26 protein-coding genes are annotated in these 21,415 nt (G+C 57.1%); 22 read left to right on the top strand and 4 right to left on the bottom strand.

Features of this window, described 5'->3' with window-relative positions; translation table 11 throughout:
• Nucleotides 1-67 precede the first annotated feature (67 nt).
• Nucleotides 68-544, bottom strand: a complete 477-nt coding sequence (locus N1030_RS08770; RefSeq protein WP_265828918.1) for a pyridoxamine 5'-phosphate oxidase family protein — start codon at nt 542-544, stop codon at nt 68-70.
• A gap of 193 nt (nt 545-737) precedes the next feature.
• Between N1030_RS08770 and N1030_RS08775 the strand changes: the two genes are divergently transcribed.
• The 10 genes from N1030_RS08775 (at nt 738) to truA (ending at nt 6,872) form a co-directional block, all read left to right on the top strand.
• On the top strand, nt 738-1,013 hold the full coding sequence (locus N1030_RS08775) for an AtpZ/AtpI family protein (protein WP_265828919.1): 276 nt from the start codon (nt 738-740) through the stop codon (nt 1,011-1,013).
• The gene (locus tag N1030_RS08780; RefSeq protein WP_265828920.1) at nt 985-1,419 is read left to right on the top strand and encodes an ATP synthase subunit I; all 435 of its coding nucleotides are present in this window, start codon (nt 985-987) and stop codon (nt 1,417-1,419) included. Before N1030_RS08775 ends, N1030_RS08780 begins: the two co-directional genes overlap by 29 nt.
• A 4-nt stretch (nt 1,420-1,423) precedes the next feature.
• Nucleotides 1,424-2,125: a F0F1 ATP synthase subunit A gene (gene atpB, locus N1030_RS08785; RefSeq protein ID WP_265828922.1), complete on the top strand. Its 702-nt coding sequence runs from the start codon at nt 1,424-1,426 to the stop codon at nt 2,123-2,125.
• A 53-nt stretch (nt 2,126-2,178) separates the two neighbouring features.
• Nucleotides 2,179-2,487: an ATP synthase F0 subunit C gene (locus N1030_RS08790; protein WP_265828923.1), complete on the top strand. Its 309-nt coding sequence runs from the start codon at nt 2,179-2,181 to the stop codon at nt 2,485-2,487.
• Nucleotides 2,488-2,584: 97 nt separating this feature from the next.
• The gene (locus N1030_RS08795) at nt 2,585-3,226 is read left to right on the top strand and encodes a redox-sensing transcriptional repressor Rex (protein ID WP_265828924.1); all 642 of its coding nucleotides are present in this window, start codon (nt 2,585-2,587) and stop codon (nt 3,224-3,226) included.
• A gap of 121 nt (nt 3,227-3,347) precedes the next feature.
• A complete protein-coding gene (locus N1030_RS08800) occupies nt 3,348-4,175 on the top strand; it encodes an SAM hydrolase/SAM-dependent halogenase family protein (RefSeq protein ID WP_265828925.1) in 828 nt (275 codons plus the stop codon).
• Complete coding sequence (locus N1030_RS08805) at nt 4,150-4,899, top strand: adenosylcobinamide-GDP ribazoletransferase (RefSeq protein ID WP_265828926.1); 750 nt, start codon at nt 4,150-4,152, stop codon at nt 4,897-4,899. The genes N1030_RS08800 and N1030_RS08805 overlap by 26 nt, the downstream gene beginning before the upstream one ends.
• Before the next feature lie 154 nt (nt 4,900-5,053).
• A complete protein-coding gene (fliJ, locus tag N1030_RS08810; protein ID WP_265828927.1) occupies nt 5,054-5,488 on the top strand; it encodes a flagellar export protein FliJ in 435 nt (144 codons plus the stop codon).
• A 19-nt stretch (nt 5,489-5,507) separates the two neighbouring features.
• Complete coding sequence (locus N1030_RS08815) at nt 5,508-6,092, top strand: MotE family protein (RefSeq protein ID WP_265828928.1); 585 nt, start codon at nt 5,508-5,510, stop codon at nt 6,090-6,092.
• Between the two features lie 6 nt (nt 6,093-6,098).
• The gene (truA, locus tag N1030_RS08820) at nt 6,099-6,872 is read left to right on the top strand and encodes a tRNA pseudouridine(38-40) synthase TruA (protein ID WP_265828929.1); all 774 of its coding nucleotides are present in this window, start codon (nt 6,099-6,101) and stop codon (nt 6,870-6,872) included.
• Between the two features lie 134 nt (nt 6,873-7,006).
• Here the strand turns inward: truA and fliM are convergent, their stop codons facing one another.
• The gene (gene fliM, locus N1030_RS08825) at nt 7,007-7,987 is read right to left on the bottom strand and encodes a flagellar motor switch protein FliM (protein WP_265828931.1); all 981 of its coding nucleotides are present in this window, start codon (nt 7,985-7,987) and stop codon (nt 7,007-7,009) included.
• Nucleotides 7,988-8,165: 178 nt separating this feature from the next.
• Nucleotides 8,166-8,648, bottom strand: a complete 483-nt coding sequence (locus N1030_RS08830; RefSeq protein WP_265828932.1) for a hypothetical protein — start codon at nt 8,646-8,648, stop codon at nt 8,166-8,168.
• 332 nt (nt 8,649-8,980) lie between these two features.
• Between N1030_RS08830 and N1030_RS08835 the strand changes: the two genes are divergently transcribed.
• The 9 genes from N1030_RS08835 to N1030_RS08875 all read left to right on the top strand — a co-directional run bounded on the left by N1030_RS08835 (nt 8,981) and on the right by N1030_RS08875 (nt 18,311).
• A complete protein-coding gene (locus N1030_RS08835) occupies nt 8,981-9,931 on the top strand; it encodes an ABC transporter substrate-binding protein (protein ID WP_265828933.1) in 951 nt (316 codons plus the stop codon).
• A 68-nt stretch (nt 9,932-9,999) separates the two neighbouring features.
• Nucleotides 10,000-10,884, top strand: coding sequence for an ABC transporter permease (locus N1030_RS08840; RefSeq protein ID WP_265828934.1), 885 nt, complete (start codon nt 10,000-10,002; stop codon nt 10,882-10,884).
• Nucleotides 10,885-10,887: 3 nt separating this feature from the next.
• The gene (locus N1030_RS08845) at nt 10,888-11,682 is read left to right on the top strand and encodes an ABC transporter ATP-binding protein (protein WP_265828935.1); all 795 of its coding nucleotides are present in this window, start codon (nt 10,888-10,890) and stop codon (nt 11,680-11,682) included.
• A gap of 234 nt (nt 11,683-11,916) precedes the next feature.
• Nucleotides 11,917-13,491 (top strand): ASKHA domain-containing protein, encoded by a 1,575-nt coding sequence (locus N1030_RS08850; protein ID WP_265828937.1) that lies wholly within the window; start codon nt 11,917-11,919, stop codon nt 13,489-13,491.
• Nucleotides 13,488-14,618, top strand: a complete 1,131-nt coding sequence (locus tag N1030_RS08855; protein WP_265828938.1) for a small ribosomal subunit Rsm22 family protein — start codon at nt 13,488-13,490, stop codon at nt 14,616-14,618. The genes N1030_RS08850 and N1030_RS08855 overlap by 4 nt, the downstream gene beginning before the upstream one ends.
• A gap of 9 nt (nt 14,619-14,627) precedes the next feature.
• Nucleotides 14,628-15,284 (top strand): lipoyl(octanoyl) transferase LipB, encoded by a 657-nt coding sequence (lipB, locus tag N1030_RS08860; protein ID WP_265828939.1) that lies wholly within the window; start codon nt 14,628-14,630, stop codon nt 15,282-15,284.
• Nucleotides 15,214-16,080: a lipoyl synthase gene (lipA, locus tag N1030_RS08865; protein ID WP_265828940.1), complete on the top strand. Its 867-nt coding sequence runs from the start codon at nt 15,214-15,216 to the stop codon at nt 16,078-16,080. The genes lipB and lipA overlap by 71 nt, the downstream gene beginning before the upstream one ends.
• Before the next feature lie 606 nt (nt 16,081-16,686).
• Nucleotides 16,687-18,021, top strand: a complete 1,335-nt coding sequence (locus N1030_RS08870; RefSeq protein WP_265828942.1) for a glycerate kinase type-2 family protein — start codon at nt 16,687-16,689, stop codon at nt 18,019-18,021.
• 11 nt (nt 18,022-18,032) lie between these two features.
• Nucleotides 18,033-18,311 carry a helix-hairpin-helix domain-containing protein gene (locus tag N1030_RS08875; RefSeq protein WP_265828943.1) on the top strand — a complete coding sequence of 93 codons (279 nt, stop codon included), beginning with the start codon at nt 18,033-18,035 and terminating at the stop codon, nt 18,309-18,311.
• Nucleotides 18,312-18,384: 73 nt separating this feature from the next.
• On the opposite strand, the gene N1030_RS08880 is transcribed toward N1030_RS08875, so the two are convergent.
• Complete coding sequence (locus N1030_RS08880; RefSeq protein WP_174403645.1) at nt 18,385-18,660, bottom strand: HU family DNA-binding protein; 276 nt, start codon at nt 18,658-18,660, stop codon at nt 18,385-18,387.
• A gap of 389 nt (nt 18,661-19,049) precedes the next feature.
• On the opposite strand from N1030_RS08880, the gene N1030_RS08885 reads away from it, so the two are divergent.
• The 3 genes from N1030_RS08885 (at nt 19,050) to N1030_RS08895 (ending at nt 21,176) form a co-directional block, all read left to right on the top strand.
• The gene (locus N1030_RS08885) at nt 19,050-19,520 is read left to right on the top strand and encodes an AraC family transcriptional regulator (RefSeq protein ID WP_265828944.1); all 471 of its coding nucleotides are present in this window, start codon (nt 19,050-19,052) and stop codon (nt 19,518-19,520) included.
• A 27-nt stretch (nt 19,521-19,547) separates the two neighbouring features.
• Nucleotides 19,548-20,120, top strand: a complete 573-nt coding sequence (locus tag N1030_RS08890) for a hypothetical protein (RefSeq protein ID WP_265828945.1) — start codon at nt 19,548-19,550, stop codon at nt 20,118-20,120.
• Between the two features lie 99 nt (nt 20,121-20,219).
• Complete coding sequence (locus tag N1030_RS08895) at nt 20,220-21,176, top strand: tetratricopeptide repeat protein (protein ID WP_265828946.1); 957 nt, start codon at nt 20,220-20,222, stop codon at nt 21,174-21,176.
• Nucleotides 21,177-21,415 lie beyond the last annotated feature (239 nt).

Here is a 21,415-nt window from a genome sequence, read left to right on the forward strand (position 1 = left end):
ATCACCCCACAGGGATATATAACGCCTATCAATGAAGGTCCATGGTCTCAAGCAAACTTACGTAAATTTATGGCAAGTTAGCCCGCTTGCCGCTCATCTCCTCAACCTTGATCCTGACTATGACGGTCTTTCTCTGCGCTGCTTCATGGATCGTTGCAGGGTCTCCACCAAACCGCGCAACCAATGCCGCAAGGGCGCTTTGATGCTCTTCGCCCTGCTCAAGAATGGTTGCCTTGCCTCTGACCACGACACTTTCATAGGCCATGCCTATATCACAGGCCTTGGCATTTTCCGGCACCAGAAGCCGGGCAGTTCCTACCACGCTCACGGCGACCGAGGCATTGGCACGAATGCAATCCAGCTTTTTCCCTTCCTGTGCGCAGTGAAAATAGATGTTTCCATCATGATACACGTAATTGAGTGACACCAGATAGGGCGCTCCCGCGCCCTCCACATCATGCGTGGCAAGCGTCATATATAAAGCCTCACCCAATATCCGCTCCATCTCCTGCACACACCCGACCGCCCTGTCTTTACGCCGCATGAATAGCTCCTATTGCTGGTTGATCGATCAGCCCAATTTTGCTCACGAAATTTGTGAAAAAAAGTGCTCTCGTTTGCCCTCACCCGTTGACGGGGTGAACATCGCATGATAGACCGGTCCAACTTGTGAATGATTGCACGAAGTGCCCCGTGCGAAAACTGGGTAAACTGGGGTTCTCAGCGGGGTCCGGAGAATGATCATTAAAAAGAACAAGGAAATCAACTCCAAAAAGTATGTCGACCTTATGGGCACCGTCGGTACGATGGGAATGCACATGGTCACACATCCTGCTGTGGGGGCGGGAATAGGCTACTTTTTGGATGATTGGTTAGGGACTAAGCCGTGGTTGTTCATTGCCTTCCTTATACTTGGCGTTGTTGCCGGGTTCAGGGCGGTTTTTTTGGACACTCGGAAGATCATGAGGAATCAGGAAAAGCAAGATGCTGAGAGATTTGGGCGAAAGGATTGAAAAGCACCTGTACGCCAAAGGCTTCAGGCTGCCGCAAATCCGGTCCATACTCAAGGTGCAGATTCTGTTCAGCATGGCTTCCGCTCTGGTTGGGATCCTGACAGTAGGGCTGACCTTGTGGCCACTCAGTTTCGCGGTGGGCGTGATACTGGCTACATACAGCTTTTTCTCGCTGGCTAGGTTCTTACAGCAGGTAATACTGCAGAGCTACAGTCGGCAAATGCTGTGGGGATTGTTGTTCAGATTTTATGGACGGCTTCTGCTTACCGGACTCATCCTGTTCGGGCTGATTATTGAGCTCAGGGTTCCAAGTTCGGCGCTCGTGGCAGGTTTAGCCACTTGTATGGCAACCATGCTCGTAGGGATCATATCCCGAAGGGCAGAGCGGAAAATCAAGGAGGCATGAGGATATGGCAGGTGGATTGCCGCATCCGGTGCTATGGTCCACCCTCGCGGGAATGGATCATATCACCATCAATGGAGCTCAAACAGAGTTCAAACATGTGTTCTATACCTGGATTGCCATGGCAATTCTGTTTAGCTTTGCTTTTCTCCTGAGAGGCAAAGTGAAGATGGTGCCCGGTAAGCTCCAGAACGTTTTTGAAGTTATCATCGGCGGTTTGGAAGAGTTTGTCGTCAGCAACATCGGTGAAGACGGTCGCAAGATTTTTCACGTTCTCATCGCTCTGTTCCTGTTCATTCTCTTTAACAACCTCCTCGGACTCGTACCCGGTTGTGACGCACCTACGGCGAACGTGAACACCAACGCTGCGTTGGCTATCTTCACCTTCCTGTACTACAACTGGATCGGCATCAAGCGTTGGGGCGTTGGCTACATCAAGCACTTCTGTGGCCCCTTCTGGTGGCTCATTCCGCTTATGTTGCCCCTGGAACTTATCTCCCACGCTGCACGTCCGCTCTCTCTGACTCTCCGTCTTTTCGGTAACATCAGAGGTGAAGAAATCGTGCTGGTGCTGTTCTTCATGCTCGCACCTATCTTCGGTACCGTTCCGATCTACTTCCTGTTCCTGCTCGCAAAGTGCCTGCAGGCCTTCATCTGGTTCATGCTTGGCATGATTTACCTGAAGGGTTCTCTGGAACACGCCCATTAATGGGGGAAATGGTCTTAGACCAACTAACATAATAATCTTAGGAGTGTAGTACAATGCGTAAGTTCATGATGATTGCTCTGAACACTGTTGCCATCCTGTCTGTTGCCGCTATGGCTTTCGCTTCTGAAGGCGCTAACGCTTTCGGCGACCTGGTATACTTCGGCGCCGCTCTGGGCATGGCTATTGCCGCTGCCGGCTGCGGTATCGGTCAGGGCCTCGGTCTGAAGGCTGCTTGTGAAGGCACCGCCCGTAACCCCGAAGCTTCCAACAAGATCACCGTGTCCCTCATCCTCGGCCTGGCATTCGTAGAATCTCTGGCCATTTACGCTCTCGTTGTTAACCTGATGCTCCTCACCAAGTAAGCATCTGGTACTAGCGCCTGTTAAGGAGGCCGCTGAAGCGGCCTCCTTTTTCTACTTTATAATTGGGAATGATTTCACAATCAGGTAGACTCCGCCCATGACACAAAAAAGCGACCATATCCCAAGAGCCACAATCCAGCGTCTTGCCGTGTACGTGCAAGTGCTGGAAAACCTTTTGAGAGAAGGCACTGAAGTCATATCCTCTGAACCGCTGGCCAAGGCATGCAACGTCAACGCATCCCAGATACGTAAAGACCTTGCATACTTTGGCGAATTTGGCGTTCGGGGGGTGGGCTACTACGTAAAGAGCCTGATCGAATCCATTACCAGCGCCCTTGGTGTAGACCGAGAATGGCGCACCGTACTCATCGGGGTCGGCAACCTTGGCCGCGCCCTGTTGAACCACAAGGAATTTCGCCTGAGAGGCTTCAATATCGTCGGCGCATTCGACTGCGACCCCTTCAAGATCGGTGAGGAAATCTCCGGCCTGGAAGTTGTCTGCACCAAGCGTCTCAAGGAAAAAATCGGTGAGAATGGTGCCGAGATCGGCATCATCACCACTCCGCCGGAGCGAGCCCAGCGCGCTGCCAACCACCTTGTGGAGGCTGGCATCCGTGGGATTCTGAATTTCGCACCGGCCCGCATCACAGTTCCCAGCGACGTACATGTGGAATACGTTGACATATTCCACCATCTTTACGCTCTTTCTTTCAACATCACGTTCGGGAGCTCTGACTAGCAACCGTTGTCGCTTTCCCTTTTGACGACAAAAGGCCCGACAGGTATATTCAACCAGTCGGGCCTTATCTTTCAGCGTTACCGAAGCGCTTCTGCAACGCCTCACGATATCAGGAGGAATCATGCCTGCTCCCATCGTTCTGTTGACGGACTTCGGCCATATTGATCCCTATGTCGGCCAGATGAAAGGAGTGCTTGCCACCTTGGCGCCAAACAGTCCCGCGCTGGACCTGTGCCATGGTGTACGCCCGCAGGCCGTCATGCAAGCCGCCTATTTTTTGAATGCGAGCTTCATGCATTTCCCCGAAGAAAGCATCTTCATATGCGTCGTCGACCCCGGCGTGGGGACGGACAGGCGCATACTCTGTGCCCGGGTGGCCAACCGCTACGTATTGGCTCCTGACAATGGCTTGCTTATGCCCCTTCTTTCAGAATACCCGGGGGCCAGCTGTTATTCCATGAACCTGTCCACATTCGGTGAGGCATCCGCCACCTTCCACGGACGCGACATTTTCTGTCCTCTGGCGGCCTGTCTGGCCGACGGCGGCACACCTGCCGAACTGGGAACCCCCATCAGTATTACCGAACTTCACACACCGGACTGGATCGCACCGGTTGAAAAAAATGAAACCGTTGAATGCACGGTGCAGCACATAGACACCTTCGGCAACGTGGTACTCAATCTGCCGGCCATACCGTGGCTTGAGCGAGTCTCCCTGTGGTCGGAACTGATGCTGAAGCAGTCGCCCCCCCTACAAGTTATACGTACCACGACCTTCGGACAGCTCCCGCGCAACACTCTCGGCTGCATAGCCGGCAGTCAGGGCTATCTCGAACTCGTTCTCAACGGCAGTTCTGCGGCACAATACCTCAAGGTCGACCTCGGAGACAGAATCACCCTTTTAAGCACGTTCATTCCAGCCGATGACTATTCAATCAGAAATCAATAGTTTCTCGGTCGCCATGGGGTTCATGACCCGACTGGGGCCCGCCCGCATTTTCTCGCCTGAGGAACTGGCCTCCACCCTCAGGCATTTTTCCCTTCTGGGACTTCTTCTTGGTGCCATGATCACCCTGCCCTTGCACGCTCTCTTCGGCAGCAGCCACGGAACCGCGCAAGGCTGGCTTTGGGTTGCCCTCTCCATCTGGCTTACCCGCGCCCTGCATTGGGACGGCTGGGCTGACCTGTGGGATGCATGGGGCAGTTGCGCGCAGGGGGAAAGATTCTGGGCCATCATGAAGGACAGCCACATCGGGGCATTCGGCGTCATCGGGCTGGTCATGGGACTTGGCGGTCAGATACTGTTCGCAGGAGAATTGCTTGGCTCCAATCTGTGGCCCGCGCTCATATGGGCTCCCGCCTTCGGCAGGGCTGCAGCCGCCCTTATTGCCATGTTCGGCACGGCTCCCCCAACCTCCACGCTCGGCAAACTCTTTCTGGCTGGTGCCACCCTGCCCGTCATACTCGCGCAATCGGCAATTGCCCTTGTTGCCGGAGTTCTGCTCTGCGGATTCAAGCCTGTTGCCCTTGCCTGTGCCCTTGTATCCTTCGGCCTCATTGCGCTGACCCGTCTTTCCCGCAAGCAGAATGGCCTGAACGGTGATTTTCTCGGCGCAACCGTCATCTGGGGTGAGCTATCCGCCATGCTAGGGGCTCTGCTCGCGCTGAGTTGACCGATGCTTGCCCCACTATAGAATCATCAAGCCTGGTCCCGCGCCTCTCTGCGAAGGAAGACAGAAGCGATTCCGGCACGATCTCTGCTATTGCATACGCAGAGCATTTTACTGTCGGATTCGTGACACCTTTCAGCCCATTAGCGAATACACCATGGCTCCGTACCGATTCAAACTGCAGCAGGTTCTGGACTACCGGGCCCAGCTTGAAGATCAGGCAAAGATGGCCTTTGCAAAAGCGCAGCAGCGTTACGAAGCCCATGTTGCCCATGTGAACGCCCTGCGGGAGCGGCTTGCCGAATACGAACCGAAGCTGTATCAGACGAACAACCAGAGCGAACTGTGGCTGCTGCGCAACTTTGTGCAGGCACTGGCGCAGGACATTGCCAATGCCGAAACACATCTGCTGCAACTGGCCCAGGAGCTGAACAAGGCGCGTCAGAATCTCGTCAAAAAATCGCAGGAGCGGAAGCTCCTCGACAAACTCAAGGAAAATCAGGCCAAGCGACATGCCAAAGAAGAACGATTCAAAGAACAGCAGCAATTCGACGAAACAGCAACGCTTCGGTACAAGCCTCAGACTGTTTAGACTTTGCAAGCTGCTTGCCTTGGCGGTTGTTTTCAAGCTTGTCATCCTTGCCACGCTGGCGCTGGATGCCACGGGCTGGCAGATTCCCTTCCTGTCCGTACCGGCTGCTACCGTAGCTCAAACGAACGCCGCCCCAGTCGTTGCACTTCCCGTAAGTGCAGCCGTTGCGGCAACCCCGGCCATGGCCGCCGACCCCGCACCCGCAGCACCTGCCGCACAACCGGTGCAGGACTCGCTGACGTGGGAATCACTGCAGCAGAAGCAGGACGAACTGAATCGCCGCGAACAGGAGCTCAACAGACTGCAGCAGGAGCTTGACCAGAAGATCCAGAACCTGCAGTCGCTGGAAAGCCGCCTTCAGGTCATGCTCAAGGACGCCGAGGAAGCCAAGGACAAGAAGATGCGTCACCTTGTGGACGTATATTCCAACATGAAAGCCAAGCAGGCTGCGGAAGTGCTGAGCACGCTTGATGAAGGCATCGCCGTGCGCATTCTTGCAGGCATGCGAGGCCGTCAGGCCGGTGAAATCCTGACTTTCGTCAAGGCCGACAAGGCTGCCCGCCTTTCCGAAGCCCTGACCAAAATGCAGCTGCCTTTCGAATAGTTCGCCATGCCCCGTTTGAAAATCGTTGTAGCCTACGTTGGCACCCATTATTGCGGCTGGCAGATTCAGAACACGCTATCCAGAAGGCCCCAGCCGACCATTCAGGAAGAGCTTGAGCGCATTGTTGAACGCGTGACAGGCAGCGCCATCCGCGTCTTCGGCAGCGGACGCACGGACTCCGGCGTCCACGCTGACGGACAGGTTGCGCACTTCGACATACCTGAACACAAGCTGGACATGGATTGGCAGCGCACGTTCAATTCCATGCTGCCGGACGACATCGCCGTGCTCTCCGTGGAACAGGTTGCGGACAATTTCCATTCCCGCATCGACGCCAAGGGCAAGGCCTACTCCTATTCACTATGGCTCAGCAGACGGTACACTCCCCCAAGGCTCTTTCCCTTTGTGTGGGCCAGCGGTCCGCTTGATATTGCCGCCATGGATGCGGCGGCGCGTCATCTGGAAGGAACCCACGACTTTACCAGTTTCCAGAACGCCGGCACGGATCTGGAAACCACGGTACGGACCATCCGCAGCATTTCCCGTACACCGGAAGGACCGATACCCGCCATAGACTCCCCCATGCAGATCACATGGCGATTCGAGGCCGACGGCTTTCTCAAGCAGATGGTGCGCAACCTCATGGGCACACTGGTAGCCTGCGGCTCCGGCAAGCTCTCGCCCGATGCCATACCGGAACTCATTACCGCCTGTGACCGCACCAAAGCTCCCTGTACCGCTCCGGCACAGGGGCTGAGCCTCACCGAGGTCTACTACTAAGACCAAACCGTTTCGGCTCACAGCTACTCCCCTACCTCTCTTGAGAGAGGAGGATTCCCGCCAATAAAAAACACCCCGGACAACTGTCCGGGGTGTTCTTGTTTCCATGGTAAATAATGAAGAGCCGTCGGCCGTTACGTATAGTTCGGCTCTTCTTCCTTGATGATCTGGAAGGCCTTGTTGGACTTCACCGTGCCGCTGATGCCCCAGAACTTGCGCACTCCGGCAACGGTACATTCCAGCAGGTCGTCCGTATCGGTATCCAGCAGGAGCACGTCGCCGATCTGCAAACGCAGCAACTGGTTGCCGGTGATCTTGGTTTCCCCGAAGCGAATCTTCATCTCCACGGGCGTCTCCATGAGGCGCTCTTTCAAGCGAGCCACCCATGCATGGTCCACCTCAAGCCGTTCCGTCTGAAAGCTGGCGTGCAGCTTGGAACGGATAGGTTCGATGGTGGCGTAGGGAAGACAGATGATAAGGGAGCCGATGGCCGTCTCCAGTTCCACTTCAAAGGTGATAACCACCACAACGTCGCTGGGCGGCACAATGGCCGCAAACTGCGGGTTGATTTCGGAACGCACGAGTTCGAGATTCACTTCGTGAACGGGACGCCACGACTCTTCCATGTTGTCCAGCGTGATCTTGATCACGCGGTCTACAATGGCCTGCTCAATGCGGGTAAACTCACGCCCCTCGATCTTGGGCTGCGAACCGGCCCCACCGAAAAAGTTCTCCACCAACGCGAACACAAGTCGCGAGTCAACAACCACAATGGCGTTACCGCGTAAAGGCTCCATCTTGAAGATGTTGATGCTGGTGGGCACGGGCAAAGAACGCATGAAATCGCCGAACTTGGTCATATCAATGGATATGGGGTTCAGTTCCACGCGCTTGCGTATGGTGTTGGACAGTGCGTTCGTGCACAACCGCGCAAAACGGTCGTTCACGATTTCCAGAACAGGCATACGGCCGCGGATAATGCGGTCCTGATTGGCAAGGTCAAAAGGAACTATGCCGGAGTCGTCCTCCGGTATATCAGTCTCGCTTTCAATCTCTCCGCCGGACAATCCTCGTAAGAGGGCATCCACCTCGTCCTGGGCAAGAATCTTGTTCATACGCCACAATGCTCCATAAACTTGAGTACACTATACCCTAAGCCTGCCGCGTTTGCCGGTCAAGCACGCCGGTATGTTGGCGATTTGACGTCAAAACGGTTCAGCGAATGATTATGCATGTTTAGTGCCAGAATGCCTGCCCTGACCCAGCCCAGACAGATCCAACACTCCGGAATAGTTAGGAAAGATGAGGATAACGACGCTTGATACGCTGGATGACATCCGGATTGACGTATCCGAGAAGGGAAAGAATTTCATCTATGGCATATGGCGATTTGGACTGCTCCTTATAGCTCTCCGCCTTGGCAAGATCCTCCGGAGAAAGAAGCTTTTCAGCCAGCAACACGTCCACAATGGTATTGTGCGCCGTGGTTGCCTTGCGGGATGCCGGTTTCTGCATCCCCGTAATTAGGTCCCCGCCCTCCGCAAAAGCGCCGAGACAGCTGTCATCCACACCGTCCAGTTGGCGGTTCAGTGTCAGTTCCATCTCCTTGAGGTCGGTCAGAGACTGCTTCACATCTCGATATTTCATCTGCAACTGCTGCTTTCTGGACCGCTGGACCTGAATCTTGTCCGTCAGCCCCGTCGTAGCCTGATAGCCGAATCCTGCTACGCCGATTATCAGCAGAAACACCAAGAACACGCCAAGAAGCGTTGACATGAAGCCACCCCTTTTCTCCCAGTAAGGCGGACGTGAACGAATTGTAATTACAACAATCCGGACAGTTTCTAGACTTTTACCAGAGAGAGCACGAGTAGAGCAAGTGCATATTCACCTCTCCAAAACAGAAGGACTGGATACAGTAAAAGCAACAGCAACAGAGAGCGCCTGCAGCAGTTACAGCAACTCCCTCAACATTGCGCTTGACCCTCCAGAAAAATGCGGTAGAACCAGTGCCACAGGCTCATTTCCGAAATTATCTTTTTTTGTCATTTTTCACCATTTTCCATCTGGTCCACAGTCCTTTTTACCGACAAAGGGGTCGCAAACCAATGAAACGTATCATTCTCAGCCTTGTCGTCACCATGCTGTGTCTGGTGCCCGCCATGGCCTCCGCAGCCGGAAAGGTCGTATCCGTCAGCCAGTTTGTTGAGCACCCGGCGCTCGACGCCGTCCTCAAGGGCGCGCAGGACTATTTCAAGGACAACAATCTGGATGTTACCTTCAACGTCCACAACGCACAGGCCAACATGGCCACCACCGTACAGATCGCAGCCCAGATTCAGGGAGAGCAGCCGGATCTGGTTATTGCCATTGCCACTCCGTCCGCGCAGGCATGTGCACAGAAAATTCAAGGCACCCCCATCCTGGCAACTGCCGTGACCGACCATGTTGGCGCAGGCCTCGTAAAGAGCCTTGAACACCCCGGCGGTAATGTTTCCGGCACTTCGGACATGCTGCCCGTGGCCCGCCAACTCGACCTCATCCGCGAGTTCCACCCTGAACTCAAAAGCCTTGGCGTCATCTACAACTCCGGCGAGGCCAACTCCGTCACGCTGGTCAAGATGCTCAAGGCCGCCTGCGACGCCGCCGGCATCAAGCTGGAAGAAGCCACGGTGCTGAACTCCGCCGGCATCTATCAGGCAGCCAAAAGCCTTGTGGGCCGCACCGAAGCCGTTTACCTGCCCACCGACAACACGGTCATTTCCGCGCTGGAATCCGTGGTCAAGGTGTGCCGCCAGAACAAGCTGCCTCTGTACGCCGCAGATAACGATTCCGTTGAGCGCGGCACCATCGCCGCCCTTGCCTTCGACTATTACAAGCTCGGCTACCAGACCGGAGCCATGGCCAAGCGCATCCTGTTCGACGGTGCCGACGTTTCCGCCATGCCTGTTGAATCCCTGCAGGAACTGTCCCTGCACGTGAACATGAAAGCTGCGGAAGCCATGGGCGTTACCGTACCGGAAAGCGTCCTTTCCCGTGCGGAAAAAGTAATCAAGTAACCATTTGAACACATCAACGAGGCGGGGGTGTGGCAACATGCCCCCGCCTCGCCATTCGAGAATTGACTATGACCTGGTATGCTTTTTACGGAGCGCTTGAACAGGGGTTCGTATACGGGCTCCTCGTGCTGGGGGTCTATCTGACCTTCCGCGTGCTCGACTTCCCCGACCTTACTGTGGACGGCTCGCTGCCGTTGGGCGCCGCTGTTTCCTCCGTGGCCATCACCGCGGGCGTGAATCCCTTTGTTTCCCTGCTCATGGCCATGGGCGCCGGTTTTCTGGCAGGCATGGTTACGGGCATCCTGAACACAAAATTCCGCATCCTGCATCTACTGGCCTCCATCCTGACCATGATTGCCCTCTATTCCATCAACATCCGCATCATGGGCAAGCCCAACCTGACTCTTCTGGGAGCGGATACGGTGCTGGATTCCGTAGCCGGTTTCGGCCTTCCCCCGCACATGTCGGCCCCGCTGCTTTTCGCCTGCTTCTGCGCAGTTGCAGTAGCCCTGCTCGTCTGGTTCCTGCACACGGAACTGGGACTCACCCTGCTCGCCACGGGTGACAACGCGCAGATGATCACGGCCCAGGGTGTGAATACGCACAGCGTCATAATTTTCGGCGTGGGGCTCTCCAACGCCCTTGCCGCCCTTTCCGGCGCGCTTGTGGCTCAGAATCAGGGAGCTGCGGACGTGAACATGGGCGTGGGCACCATCGTGGCGGGCCTTGCCTCGGTCATCGTAGGCGAAACCCTCTTCGGGTGCCGCACTGTGGCCCGCGCCATGATTGCCGCCATTCTCGGTTCAGTCGCCTACCGCCTTGCCATTGCGCTTGCTCTGGGACTCAAGCTGGGCAGCTTCTCCTTCACCCCCAGCGACCTCAACCTCATCACGGCCATTCTGGTCATTGCGGCCCTTGTGTCACCCCAGCTGAAGAGCCGGTTCAGGAAGTAAGCCATGCTGGTACTCGACAACATCACCAAGTATTTCAACAGAGGCACCATCAACGAGGTGCTGGCCCTGAACGCCTTGTCACTGACCGTGAACGAAGGAGACTTCATCACCGTCATCGGCTCCAACGGCGCGGGCAAGTCCACCACCCTCACCTGCATTGCGGGCGGCTTCAAGCCGGACAGCGGAGCAATCCGCATCAACAATGAGGACATCACGAACTGGCCGGAATACCGCCGTGCCACCTTTATTGGCCGCGTCTTTCAGGACCCGCTGAAGGGCACCTGCGCCTCCGCCTCCATAGAGCAGAACATGGCGCTGGCCCTGAAACGCGGCAAGCCCAGAGGCCTGTCCAGAGGCGTGAAGGACAAGGACCGCCCATGGTTCCGCGAACAGCTCGCCACCCTCGGTCTGGGACTTGAAAATCGTCTCAAGGATACCGCAGGTCTGCTTTCCGGCGGCCAGCGTCAGGCCCTGACCATGCTCATGGCAACCATGGTGCGCCCTGACATTCTGCTGCTGGACGAACATACGGCCGCCCTGGACCCCAAGACCGCCAACCAGATTCTTGAACTCACCCACAATATCGTGGCAACGCAGAAGCTGACCACTCTCATGGTTACCCACAACATGCATCAAGCCCTCACCTTCGGAAACCGCCTGATCATGCTGGACCGCGGCGAGGTGATTCTGGATGTCTCCGGCGAGGAAAAGAAGAACCTCACCGTGGACGACCTGCTGCAGCGCTTCTATGCCCTGCGCGGTGAGGCCATGGGCTCCGACCGGCTCCTGCTCGGGTAACAGCCTCCCCCCTCCCCGGTTCGCACAACAGATTTGCGAGGCCGCTTTATCCATCGGAAAAGCGGCCTCTTTCTGTCTGTTTCCCACTTTTTCTCACAGCTTTTTGCAATGATCCACAAAACACGCTCTCTGCTAAGAAATTTTCTGCAAAAATATCTTTCAGTTTCCACGATTCACGCAATTTCCTTCTCAGCACCTGTTTCTTTCCTCCTGTTTTTGGCTTACCATTCCCCCATGCAGCAAATTATCGTCACCGACCATACCGGCGAGAGTCGCGCCATCCCCCTGAAGCCGGACAACGGCCTCTCCGTGGCGCAGTATGTTTACACCAGCGGCACCTTCTGCGCTCCTGCCCTGTGTTCGGGGCTCGCACGCTGCGGACGCTGCCGCATGCTGTTCACGGAAAACACGCCTCTGCCCAGAGGGGAGGACGCCCTCTACTTTACGGAAGCCGAGCTGAGGGAAGGCTGGCGACTGGGCTGCCACCATACGCCGGAGGCAGGCATGTGCATCACCCTGCCAGAGCTACCCTCCCGCAAACGCCCCTTGCAGGTTACTTCACAAACGCTTGCAGCAGCACAGGGCAAACAGCTCAAAATGGCCGTGGACATCGGCACCACCTCCCTGCACTGGTCCTTGCTGGAGGGTGACAAACGCATCGCGCACGGACAGGAACTCAATCCGCAAATGGGCGCAGGCAGCGAAGTCATGTCCCGCCTCGCCTTTGCCCGCAACGGAAACGGGGCAGAGACGCTCCAGACGCTGCTCACCGACCGCCTGCACGATATCGTGACCAGAACGGCGGACGCCGGAGCTTCAATTTCGGAATGCTGCGTTGCCGCCAACTCAGTCATGACCTACCTGCTGCTCGGCAAGGCGACCTCAGGACTTGCCAGCGCCCCCTACGCGCTTGACTACAAGGGCGGCAGCACCGAAACGCTGGACGGACTCCCCCCCATGTATATGCCGCCATTGCCCTCACCCTTCGTGGGCGGCGACTTGTCGGCGGGCATGCAGGCGGTGCTGGAGCGCAATCCCGAATACCCGTTCCTGCTGGCAGACCTCGGCACCAACGGAGAATTTGTGCTGGCCCTGTCGCCTGACAAGGCGCTTGTCACCAGCGTGGCCCTCGGTCCGGCACTGGAAGGCATCGGCCTCACCTTCGGCACCGTGGCCCAGCCGGGCGTCATCACCCGCTACAGCATGACGCCCAAGGGACTGAAGGGAATGCCCCTGCCGCAGGAACCGGACGGGCCCCCCGCAGTGAAGGGCATCAGCGGCACCGGGTATCTTTCTCTTGTTCACGCCCTGCTCAAGGGCGGCCTGCTGGACCGCGATGGCAGATTCGCCGAGCCCCCCTACAATCCGCTCGCCACCCGCCTTGCCGCACAGCTGAACACGCAGTACGGCGAAAAGCGCTACCAGTTGCAGGACGACATGTATCTGCTCGCAAGCGATGTGGAAGAGCTCCTGAAAGTCAAGGCAGCCTTCACGCTGGCCTATGAGCACCTTCTTGCCAAGGCGGGACTCGCCACGAGCGACATTCGCACGCTCTACGTCGCCGGAGCGCTGGGAGAGCATGCAGACATCGCCGACCTTGAAGGATTGGGCTTCATTCCCGCAGGCATGGGAGCCCGCGTATCGAGTCTCGGCAACTCCTCGTTGCGCGGAGCGGAACTATTCCTTATTGACCCGGCAAGGCGCGGCATGGCAGAAGTCTGGACCGCCGCAGCTGAACATGTGGACCTGACCACTGATCCTGCCTTCACCCAAAACTTCACGCGCCATATGCGCTTCATATTTTCATGAAAAACTGTCTCTCCCTTCCCGCGCTGCCCCTGCGCGAAGAACTTGCCGCCTATGAAGGCGTTTTGCGTACCGTATTGAAACTCAAGCAGGCACACCGCAAGGAACTGCATTATGCCGTAGCGGACCTTTCCCGCGCCCTGACCACGGAACGAGGCGGGATGAAAGTGAACTACTGGTCCACCCCGCGCAACTCCTCAGCCTACCTGCACTTCTATCTGCCGTGGAACCTGTACCGCCTTGCATGGCTGCTGCCCAATCTGGATCTTGACCTGCAGGACGGCGACACCGTGCTTGATCTGGGCTCCGGTCCGCTCACGCTGGTGCAGGGCATGTGGCTGGCACGTCCGGAATTGCGTGAGAAGAAGCTCACCTTCATCTGCTCTGACATCGCGCCCAAGCCCATGGAAACCGGCCGCGCCCTGCTGGAAGCCATGATGGGCACGCCCCTTGCGCAAAGCCCGTGGAAGGTGGTTCTTGAACGAACCTCTCTGGAAAAGACCCTGCGTAACCACTACGGCAAGGTCCGCCTTGTCAGCGGTGCCAACGTGCTCAACGAGCTGCGCGCAGGCAGAGGCCAGACGCTTGAAGAACGCATGGACGAACTGGCGCTTGCCATGACGGATGCCTGCTCGCCCAACGGTGAAGTCCTGTTCGTGGAACCCGGCACCCGTCTCGGCGGCAAGATGGTGGCTCTGCTCCGCATGGGCCTGATGGAGCACGGCATGTTCCCGCAGTCTCCCTGCCCGCACGACATGTTCTGTCCCATGCTGGATCAGCAGAGCACCGGCTGGTGCCATTTCAACGCTCCGGCGGAAAATGCGCCCGCATGGCTCATGGAACTGACAAACCGCGCCCGTATGGAGCGCCGCAACATCAGCATGAGCTTCATGCATGCGGCAAGAACACAACCCCAGTACGACGCAGACTCGGTGCGCGTGCTTTCCGACCCGATACGCCTGCCGGAGATGGCCGAAGCCGCCCGCTACGCATGCTCCTCCAGAGGATTGGCGCTAGTGCACAAGGCCGGCCGCTTCCAGAGCGGCTGGGGCCTGCAGATCGAGTGGCCAGAAAAGCCTGTTATCGACACAAAATCTCGAGCACAGGTAGCCTACCCCGCAAAACGCTAGCAGCCCCACATGAAGATTATCGACCTCGGACTAATCAAGTACACGGACGCCGACGCCATCCAGCGGAAACGGCTGGAAGAGGTAGCGGCCGGAGCGGAACCCACGCTCTACCTGCTGGAACACTCACCGGTCATCACCTTCGGACGCAACGGCGGCCGCGAAAACCTGCACGTCAGCGACGAGTATCTCGCCTCGCAGGGAATCGATCTGGTGCACTCCTCACGGGGTGGCAACATCACATGCCATTTTCCCGGACAGCTGGTTGCCTATCCTGTATTCAGGGTAGCCAAGCAACCCGGAGGCATGCGCGGCCTGTTCCACGATCTGGAAGAGGTGGTCATCCGCACGGCAAAGGCCTTCGGGCTTGATGCCGCGCGTCAGGAAGGGCGTCCCGGCGTATGGGTGGAAAACCGGAAGATTTGCTCCATCGGCATCGCCATGCGCAAATGGACCAGCTACCACGGACTTGCGCTCAATGTAATGCGCGATGTGAACCTGTTCCGCATGATCACGCTCTGCGGACTTTCCGACGCGGAACCCTCGTCTCTGGCGCAGGAACTTAACCGCGATGACCTCAGCATGCAGGAAGTGAAGGATGAGCTTGTCAGACAATTCCGAAACGTATTTACGGATACCACCCTGGCTCAGGGTCAAGATTCCCTGTAATCACAACTATACCGCCACGGGCGATCTCATCGGCGACCTGAACCTGAACACGGTCTGCCAGAGTGCCAAGTGCCCCAACAAGTTTGAGTGCTTTTCTTCCGGCACGGCGACCTTTCTGATCATGGGCAGCACCTGCACCCGCAACTGCGCGTTCTGCAACATCAGCAACGATCCGGTTCCCCCACTCGACCCCTCGGAGCCCGAACGCGTTGCGGAAGGCGCGCGCAGACTCGGACTGAAGCACGTGGTCATCACCTCGGTCACGCGGGACGACCTGCTGGACGGCGGCGCATCGCACTTTGCGGCCACCATTCGTTCCGTTCGGGCCGCGGTTCCGGAGTGCTCCATCGAAGTGCTCATCCCCGACTTTCAAGGATCGTTTCCCGCACTGAAGATGGTGATGGAGGCAGCGCCGGACATCATCAACCACAATGTGGAAACCCCACCCGCACACTACCCCCGCATCCGCCCGCAGGCGGATTACGCCCAGAGCCTTCAGCTGCTGGAAAGGGTAAAGCAGGCAGGTCATCGATCCAAATCCGGCCTCATGGTCGGACTTGGCGAAACGGACGACGAGGTACGCGGCGTCATAGACGATCTTGCAGGAATACAGTGCGACATCGTCACCATCGGCCAGTACATGCGCCCCTCACGCAAGCATCCCGCCGTAGTACGCTACGTGCATCCGGATACCTTTGAAGAATACGCCGCCTACGGCAAATCCAAAGACATACGCCACATGTTCTGCGCGCCGCTGGTACGTTCCTCGTACAATGCGGCCATGTTCGCGGACTAACCTCCGAAACACCCAAAGATACAGCCGGGCTGGGATTACCCCAGCCCGGCTTTTTTTTGGCAACGTAGCCATAAAAAAAGCATACACCCCTTGTCATAAGAGTAAACATATACTAACGTGACATTACAGCCTTATCCCACAGCCTGTTCCCATTTATAAGCCGATAGCCCTCGGCCCTCCTGCAAAAGCCTCCTGTTCCCCTCGGGAGGCTTTCGCATGTAAAAATACAAAAATGGGGGAAAACCCTACTATGCACAAATCCCTCCGTGCGATAGTATCCGGATATGGACTTCTCGCTTTGAGGACACGTGATTTAGCGAGAGGTGCGGTACAGACAGCCCGGGAGTGACGGCCCCGGGCTGTTTGTGTATCAGAGCATTGTCACGCCACAGTAGAAAGCCCCCAACTTCTTGATGCTGCATTATGTGACAGCTGCCTCCTGTCCCCACAGGATTTTTCTCTCCCACTTCTTTTTCCTCACTACAGTGATGCAGTACGCCACAACAGTCACACCGCACACATCACACACACTTCCTTCCGCCTGCTTGACCAGCCAACCCGCCCACACTACCATGGGATATCTTCATTCCATCAGGAGAACCCACCATGACCGCACAGCGACGCGACACCCTGCGTGCCATCCTTGACGCCGCCCTGCATGCAGTTGCGCCGGACAAAGCCATTCACCGCCATGTAGCCGTAACAGGTTCCATCATGAACATATCAGGCGTGGAGTACGACCTTGACGCCTTTGAACGCATCTTCGTTGTAGGAGCCGGCAAAGGGGCTGCCCCCATGGCTGCAACACTGGAAGCCATGCTCGGCGACAGGATAACGGAAGGGGCCGTGTGCGTGAAATACGGACACACCGTTCCCACCCGCACCGTCAGCATATACGAAGGAGCACACCCCGTACCTGATGCAAACGGTGAACAGGCGGCCCGCGCCATTCTGCGCATTGCGGAAAAAGCGACGGAAAAGGATCTTGTGCTGTGTGTCATAACCGGCGGCGCCAGCGCCCTGACTCCCGCGCTGGTGGAAGGCATCAGCCTCGAAGACGGCAAGGCAGCCACAGCCCTGCTGCTGGAATGCGGGGCCACCATTCACGAAATCAACGCCATCAGAAAGCATCTTTCCATCTTCGGCAGCGGCAACCTTGCACGAGCTGCCTCCCCGGCCCGGCTTGCCGCGCTGATCATCTCGGACGTTGTCGGCGACAATCTGGACGTTATCGCCTCCGGCCCCACATCACCGGACTCATCAACCTTTTCCCAATGCATGGAAATCGTGGAGCGTTACGGCATCCGTGACAGAATGCCTGCCAACATCCTTGCCCGCCTCGAAGCCGGGGCACGCGGCGAGATTCCGGAAACGCCAAAGCAGGGAGACCACGTTTTTTCCACCGTGCAGAACGTGCTGGTAGCCACCAACCTGCAGGCGCTGGAAGCTGCGGCGGCTGCGGCATTGCAGGCAGGCTACACCCCGCGGATCCTCACTTCCACCATGACCGGAGAAGCCCGCGACAAAGCCCGCGAACTGGTTGATACCGCCATGAACCTCTGCCTTGACGGCAAAGAGGTTTCCGGTCCTGTCTGCCTGCTGGCAGGCGGGGAAACCACGGTTACCATCACCGGTAAAGGCTTGGGGGGGCGCAATCAGGAAATGGCTCTGGCAGCGTCTCTATACCTGCAGGACTGCGAACATATCACCATGCTCTGCGCCGGAACAGACGGCTCAGACGGCCCCACGGATGCCGCAGGCGGTTTTGCCTGCTCAAAAACCGTGGAAAAAGCCCTGTGCTGCGCCCTGGACCCGCAGGTCTATCTTGACGACAACAACGCATACAACTTCCTGGACAAGACGGATAACCTGCTGAAAACCGGCCCCACGCTCACCAACGTCATGGACCTTGCGTTGGTACTTGTCGATTGCCCCCGGTAAACGGACAGATCATGGCGAAGGAAAGAACATTGATCAGCCTGCGTTCCGTAGGCCCGGCCACCATACGCGATCTGGCGGAACTGGGAATTACCAGTGTGGCGGAGCTGGCGGAACGAGAGGCGCAGGAACTGTATGACGGGCTCTGCGCCCGCACAGGACAGCAGCATGACATCTGCGTACTGGATGTTTTCTCCTGTGCCGTAGCACAGGCGCGCGACCCGAACCTGCCACAGGAACAGCAAGACTGGTTCTGGTGGTCAGCCCGAAGAAAATGCGCAACATCGCGCTAGATCCCCTCGGCCACAAAAAAGCCCCCGCATGCAACACATGCGGGGGCTTTTATCAGCAACAGCAACAAGCTGCTTACTTTACGGCATCCTTCAGCATCTTGCCGGGGGTGAACTTCACAATCTTGGTTGCGGGAATTACGATTTCTTCGCCGGAACGGGGATTGCGACCCTTGCGGGCTGCACGCTCAGCAACCTTGAAGCTGCCGAAGCCGGTGAATACAACGGAATCGCCACCCTTGAGAGCTTCAACGATGGTAGCGATGGTTGCATCGAGAGCAGCTTCTGCCTGAGTCTTGGATGCGAGGTTAGCCTTGGAAAAAATCTTTTCAACAAATTCTGCTTTGGTCATTCACTTATCTCCGTGACACTGACGTAGTTTATTCGAGACTCCGGGGAAGTGCCCCTCATGTCTCAGTGAGTACGGCTGGACAAATGGCAAAGCTTGTAGGGTTTGTCAACCTCCGCATTACCAAATAGTGGCGACTGGCGTGGGTTCCCAGCCATTTACCCTCCCCCGGCGGGCAACAAACAGTATTTCCGATACAAGCACAACCCATTGTAATCACGATCAATTCCAAGACTGTCCGTGCCTTTTGGCGTAACTGGGCCTCATGGAAGAAAAAATGCGTCCCTCCAGCCTTTCAAAGCAGCTACGCCTCATGCCATCCATGGACAAGCAATCCCTGTCGGGTATACAATATGCGGTGAAGATTCCGAAGCAAAACGGAGTAGCACAGCATGAATGTGAAGATTGAACGCCTACCCACACTGCGCATTGCTACAGTCCGCGCATACGGCCCTTATGAGAAATCCGGCCCCGAGGCTTGGCAGATGCTTACCCCCTGGATTGCCAGAAACAGCATTCTGTCGGCCAAGACCATGTTTCTGGGGTTCTGTCATGACGACCCGATTATTACGTCCGCGGGGCGAATTCGCTATGATGCGGCCGTAACCCTGCCAGAGGGCTTCATTCCCGATGATTTTGTTCATACAAGGGAGATCGCGAGCTGCGAATATGCCGTTACGATCCACAAGGGACCGTACGTCACCCTTTCGCATGTTTGGGCTTCCCTGTTCTGGGACTGGCTGCCCGCCAGCAGCCGCCGTCCTGCCGATGCACCGCTGATGGAACAATACCTGAGTGACCCGTATCTGGATTCTGAAGAGGATCTCGTCACCAGACTGTATCTCCCCCTGACAACAATCTGACCATCCCGACTATAGTCCGGAGGAACAATGACCACCCGTTCCCGTTTCATTCTGGCCGCCCTGTCCGTCCTGCTGCTTGCGCTTGCGGCCTGCGGGCCCACCAACTACGTCCGCCTGCGCTACACCTCGGAATTGGCCCCAGCCCACATCCAGCCCAACGCTCCCACCGTAGCCATCGTCGAATTCGCTGACGGACGCTCCAAAAAGGACGTTGGGATCCGCAATGACGCCACTCCTTTCATTCCGGTATCCAGCGTTACCGCATGGGTCAGCGAAGCTCTCAGGGAAGAACTGAGCCGCAAGGGACTCAACACGCGCTATGTGAAAAGCGCCGATGAAGTAGCGCCCGGTGAACACGTAATCACCGGTACGGTCAAAAAGGTATGGCTGAAGCAGAACACGCTCACAGCCTACAGCGTATCCATCGAGGCAGCCATCGCACTGGATGATGCGATGCCCGTCACGTACCGCTCCGAGCAGGAGCGTCAGGACATCCCCACCGGAGATGTAACTGAAGAGCATCTCAGCGAGACACTGCGCACCATGCTCTCCAGCGCCGTGGAGGATCTTCTGGCGAAGATCTACAATACCGCGAACTAAGTGCGCCGTATTCTAGCCATTATCTGGTGCCTCTGGGCCTTGAGCCCGGGGGCACCCTGTCAGGCGCAGCCCGCTGCTGCCCCTGCATTCAAACACTCCGTGGCAGTAGCCTTTGGCGGGGAGCTGGGCCTGCCTGTGGCAGTGCGTGTGACTGAAGCCATGGCCCGCATAGGAGCCATGCAGAAAGCCGCCCAGTGGCTTGACCGGGATAAAAGTGTGCAGTTGGCCCGAATGGGCTACGAAAAAACCGACCCGCAAGTACTGCGAGATGCCCAGCCCCTTGCATGGATGCTCTACCGTGCAGTCATCACCGAGCAAGAAAAGATAGGCAAGGCGCCTGACCTTGGCGTCCGGTCAACGGCTACAGTAGTCCCCCCCAAGAACTTTCCCGTGCGCCTCAAGGATGCCCTGCTGCAGTCACTGCAGCTCCTGCTGCATCGCAAGGCTCTCGATCATGAACAGCGTATTCTGCGCCGCTTCGTACAACTGACTGCCTCCATGCCTGACATGGCGGCACCGGCAGATGCGCTGAACAAGCAGTTTGAACCCCAGTTCACCGACATCGCCAACGAACTTCATGCCCTCACCCTGCTTCGCGAACAGCTGGCAAGCCTGCAGAACGGACTGTGGACGCAACCGGAGCCGATTTCCCTTGCCATGAAGAGGGCTATTGAACTGGCACCGGACAACCCTCTGCTCTGGTACGCCAAGGGCACGGCGGATTATCAGCTCCAGCGTACACAAGATGCCCTGAATGCGCTCGACAGGTGCCTTGACCTCATGCCCAATTTTGCACAGGCCCTGCATGACAGAGGCACAATATATGTGCGCCTTCACCTCACCACACTGGCTCTTGCCGATTATGATGCCGCCATCCGTCTTCAGCCCCGCAACGCCGATTTCTTCCGCTCCCGCGGCTCGGCGCACCTCGTCAACGAAGACTTTTCTCCCATGTGCCGCGACTTCTACACGGCCTGCGCTCTCGGGGTCTGCGAGAATTACCACTGGGCCACAAGCCGGGGACACTGCACATCCGCACCGCCTGCGGGACAGTAACATGCTGCGGGCCTCAGCATCCTGAATTTCCATGAAAAAAGAGATCGGCCGCGTCTGGGGGTAGTAGACGCGGCCGACGCTGCAAGGGAGGAGGATGATGAATGGTGCGGCTTCGCTGCTTAACCGCACGGGAGACCGGGTGCTGCAAACCGGTCCATCATTCCCTGTTGTCATCGAAAACGTTCGACGACAAACATCCATATGGCCAGATTACACTACGCTAAGGAGCGGGCTATTAT

This window comes from Desulfovibrio mangrovi, from assembly GCF_026230175.1.
Lineage (GTDB): Bacteria > Desulfobacterota > Desulfovibrionia > Desulfovibrionales > Desulfovibrionaceae > Halodesulfovibrio > Halodesulfovibrio mangrovi.

What these genes read in the sequence shown, in the direction of transcription:
- N1030_RS08870 (WP_265828942.1), top strand. Translation starts at nt 16,687, where the DNA reads ATGACCGCACAGCGACGCGACACCCTGCGTGCCATCCTTGACGCCGCC.
- N1030_RS08840 (WP_265828934.1), top strand. Translation starts at nt 10,000, where the DNA reads ATGACCTGGTATGCTTTTTACGGAGCGCTTGAACAGGGGTTCGTATAC.
- N1030_RS08835 (WP_265828933.1), top strand. Translation starts at nt 8,981, where the DNA reads ATGAAACGTATCATTCTCAGCCTTGTCGTCACCATGCTGTGTCTGGTG.
- N1030_RS08830 (WP_265828932.1), bottom strand. Translation starts at nt 8,648, where the DNA reads ATGTCAACGCTTCTTGGCGTGTTCTTGGTGTTTCTGCTGATAATCGGC.
- N1030_RS08880 (WP_174403645.1), bottom strand. Translation starts at nt 18,660, where the DNA reads ATGACCAAAGCAGAATTTGTTGAAAAGATTTTTTCCAAGGCTAACCTC.
- truA (WP_265828929.1), top strand. Translation starts at nt 6,099, where the DNA reads ATGCCCCGTTTGAAAATCGTTGTAGCCTACGTTGGCACCCATTATTGC.
- N1030_RS08805 (WP_265828926.1), top strand. Translation starts at nt 4,150, where the DNA reads ATGACTATTCAATCAGAAATCAATAGTTTCTCGGTCGCCATGGGGTTC.
- N1030_RS08890 (WP_265828945.1), top strand. Translation starts at nt 19,548, where the DNA reads ATGACCACCCGTTCCCGTTTCATTCTGGCCGCCCTGTCCGTCCTGCTG.
- N1030_RS08875 (WP_265828943.1), top strand. Translation starts at nt 18,033, where the DNA reads ATGGCGAAGGAAAGAACATTGATCAGCCTGCGTTCCGTAGGCCCGGCC.
- N1030_RS08775 (WP_265828919.1), top strand. Translation starts at nt 738, where the DNA reads ATGATCATTAAAAAGAACAAGGAAATCAACTCCAAAAAGTATGTCGAC.
- N1030_RS08850 (WP_265828937.1), top strand. Translation starts at nt 11,917, where the DNA reads ATGCAGCAAATTATCGTCACCGACCATACCGGCGAGAGTCGCGCCATC.
- fliM (WP_265828931.1), bottom strand. Translation starts at nt 7,987, where the DNA reads ATGAACAAGATTCTTGCCCAGGACGAGGTGGATGCCCTCTTACGAGGA.
- atpB (WP_265828922.1), top strand. Translation starts at nt 1,424, where the DNA reads ATGGCAGGTGGATTGCCGCATCCGGTGCTATGGTCCACCCTCGCGGGA.
- N1030_RS08795 (WP_265828924.1), top strand. Translation starts at nt 2,585, where the DNA reads ATGACACAAAAAAGCGACCATATCCCAAGAGCCACAATCCAGCGTCTT.
- N1030_RS08855 (WP_265828938.1), top strand. Translation starts at nt 13,488, where the DNA reads ATGAAAAACTGTCTCTCCCTTCCCGCGCTGCCCCTGCGCGAAGAACTT.
- N1030_RS08845 (WP_265828935.1), top strand. Translation starts at nt 10,888, where the DNA reads ATGCTGGTACTCGACAACATCACCAAGTATTTCAACAGAGGCACCATC.
- N1030_RS08885 (WP_265828944.1), top strand. Translation starts at nt 19,050, where the DNA reads ATGAATGTGAAGATTGAACGCCTACCCACACTGCGCATTGCTACAGTC.
- N1030_RS08770 (WP_265828918.1), bottom strand. Translation starts at nt 544, where the DNA reads ATGCGGCGTAAAGACAGGGCGGTCGGGTGTGTGCAGGAGATGGAGCGG.
- lipB (WP_265828939.1), top strand. Translation starts at nt 14,628, where the DNA reads ATGAAGATTATCGACCTCGGACTAATCAAGTACACGGACGCCGACGCC.
- lipA (WP_265828940.1), top strand. Translation starts at nt 15,214, where the DNA reads ATGAGCTTGTCAGACAATTCCGAAACGTATTTACGGATACCACCCTGG.
- N1030_RS08790 (WP_265828923.1), top strand. Translation starts at nt 2,179, where the DNA reads ATGCGTAAGTTCATGATGATTGCTCTGAACACTGTTGCCATCCTGTCT.
- N1030_RS08800 (WP_265828925.1), top strand. Translation starts at nt 3,348, where the DNA reads ATGCCTGCTCCCATCGTTCTGTTGACGGACTTCGGCCATATTGATCCC.
- N1030_RS08780 (WP_265828920.1), top strand. Translation starts at nt 985, where the DNA reads ATGCTGAGAGATTTGGGCGAAAGGATTGAAAAGCACCTGTACGCCAAA.
- fliJ (WP_265828927.1), top strand. Translation starts at nt 5,054, where the DNA reads ATGGCTCCGTACCGATTCAAACTGCAGCAGGTTCTGGACTACCGGGCC.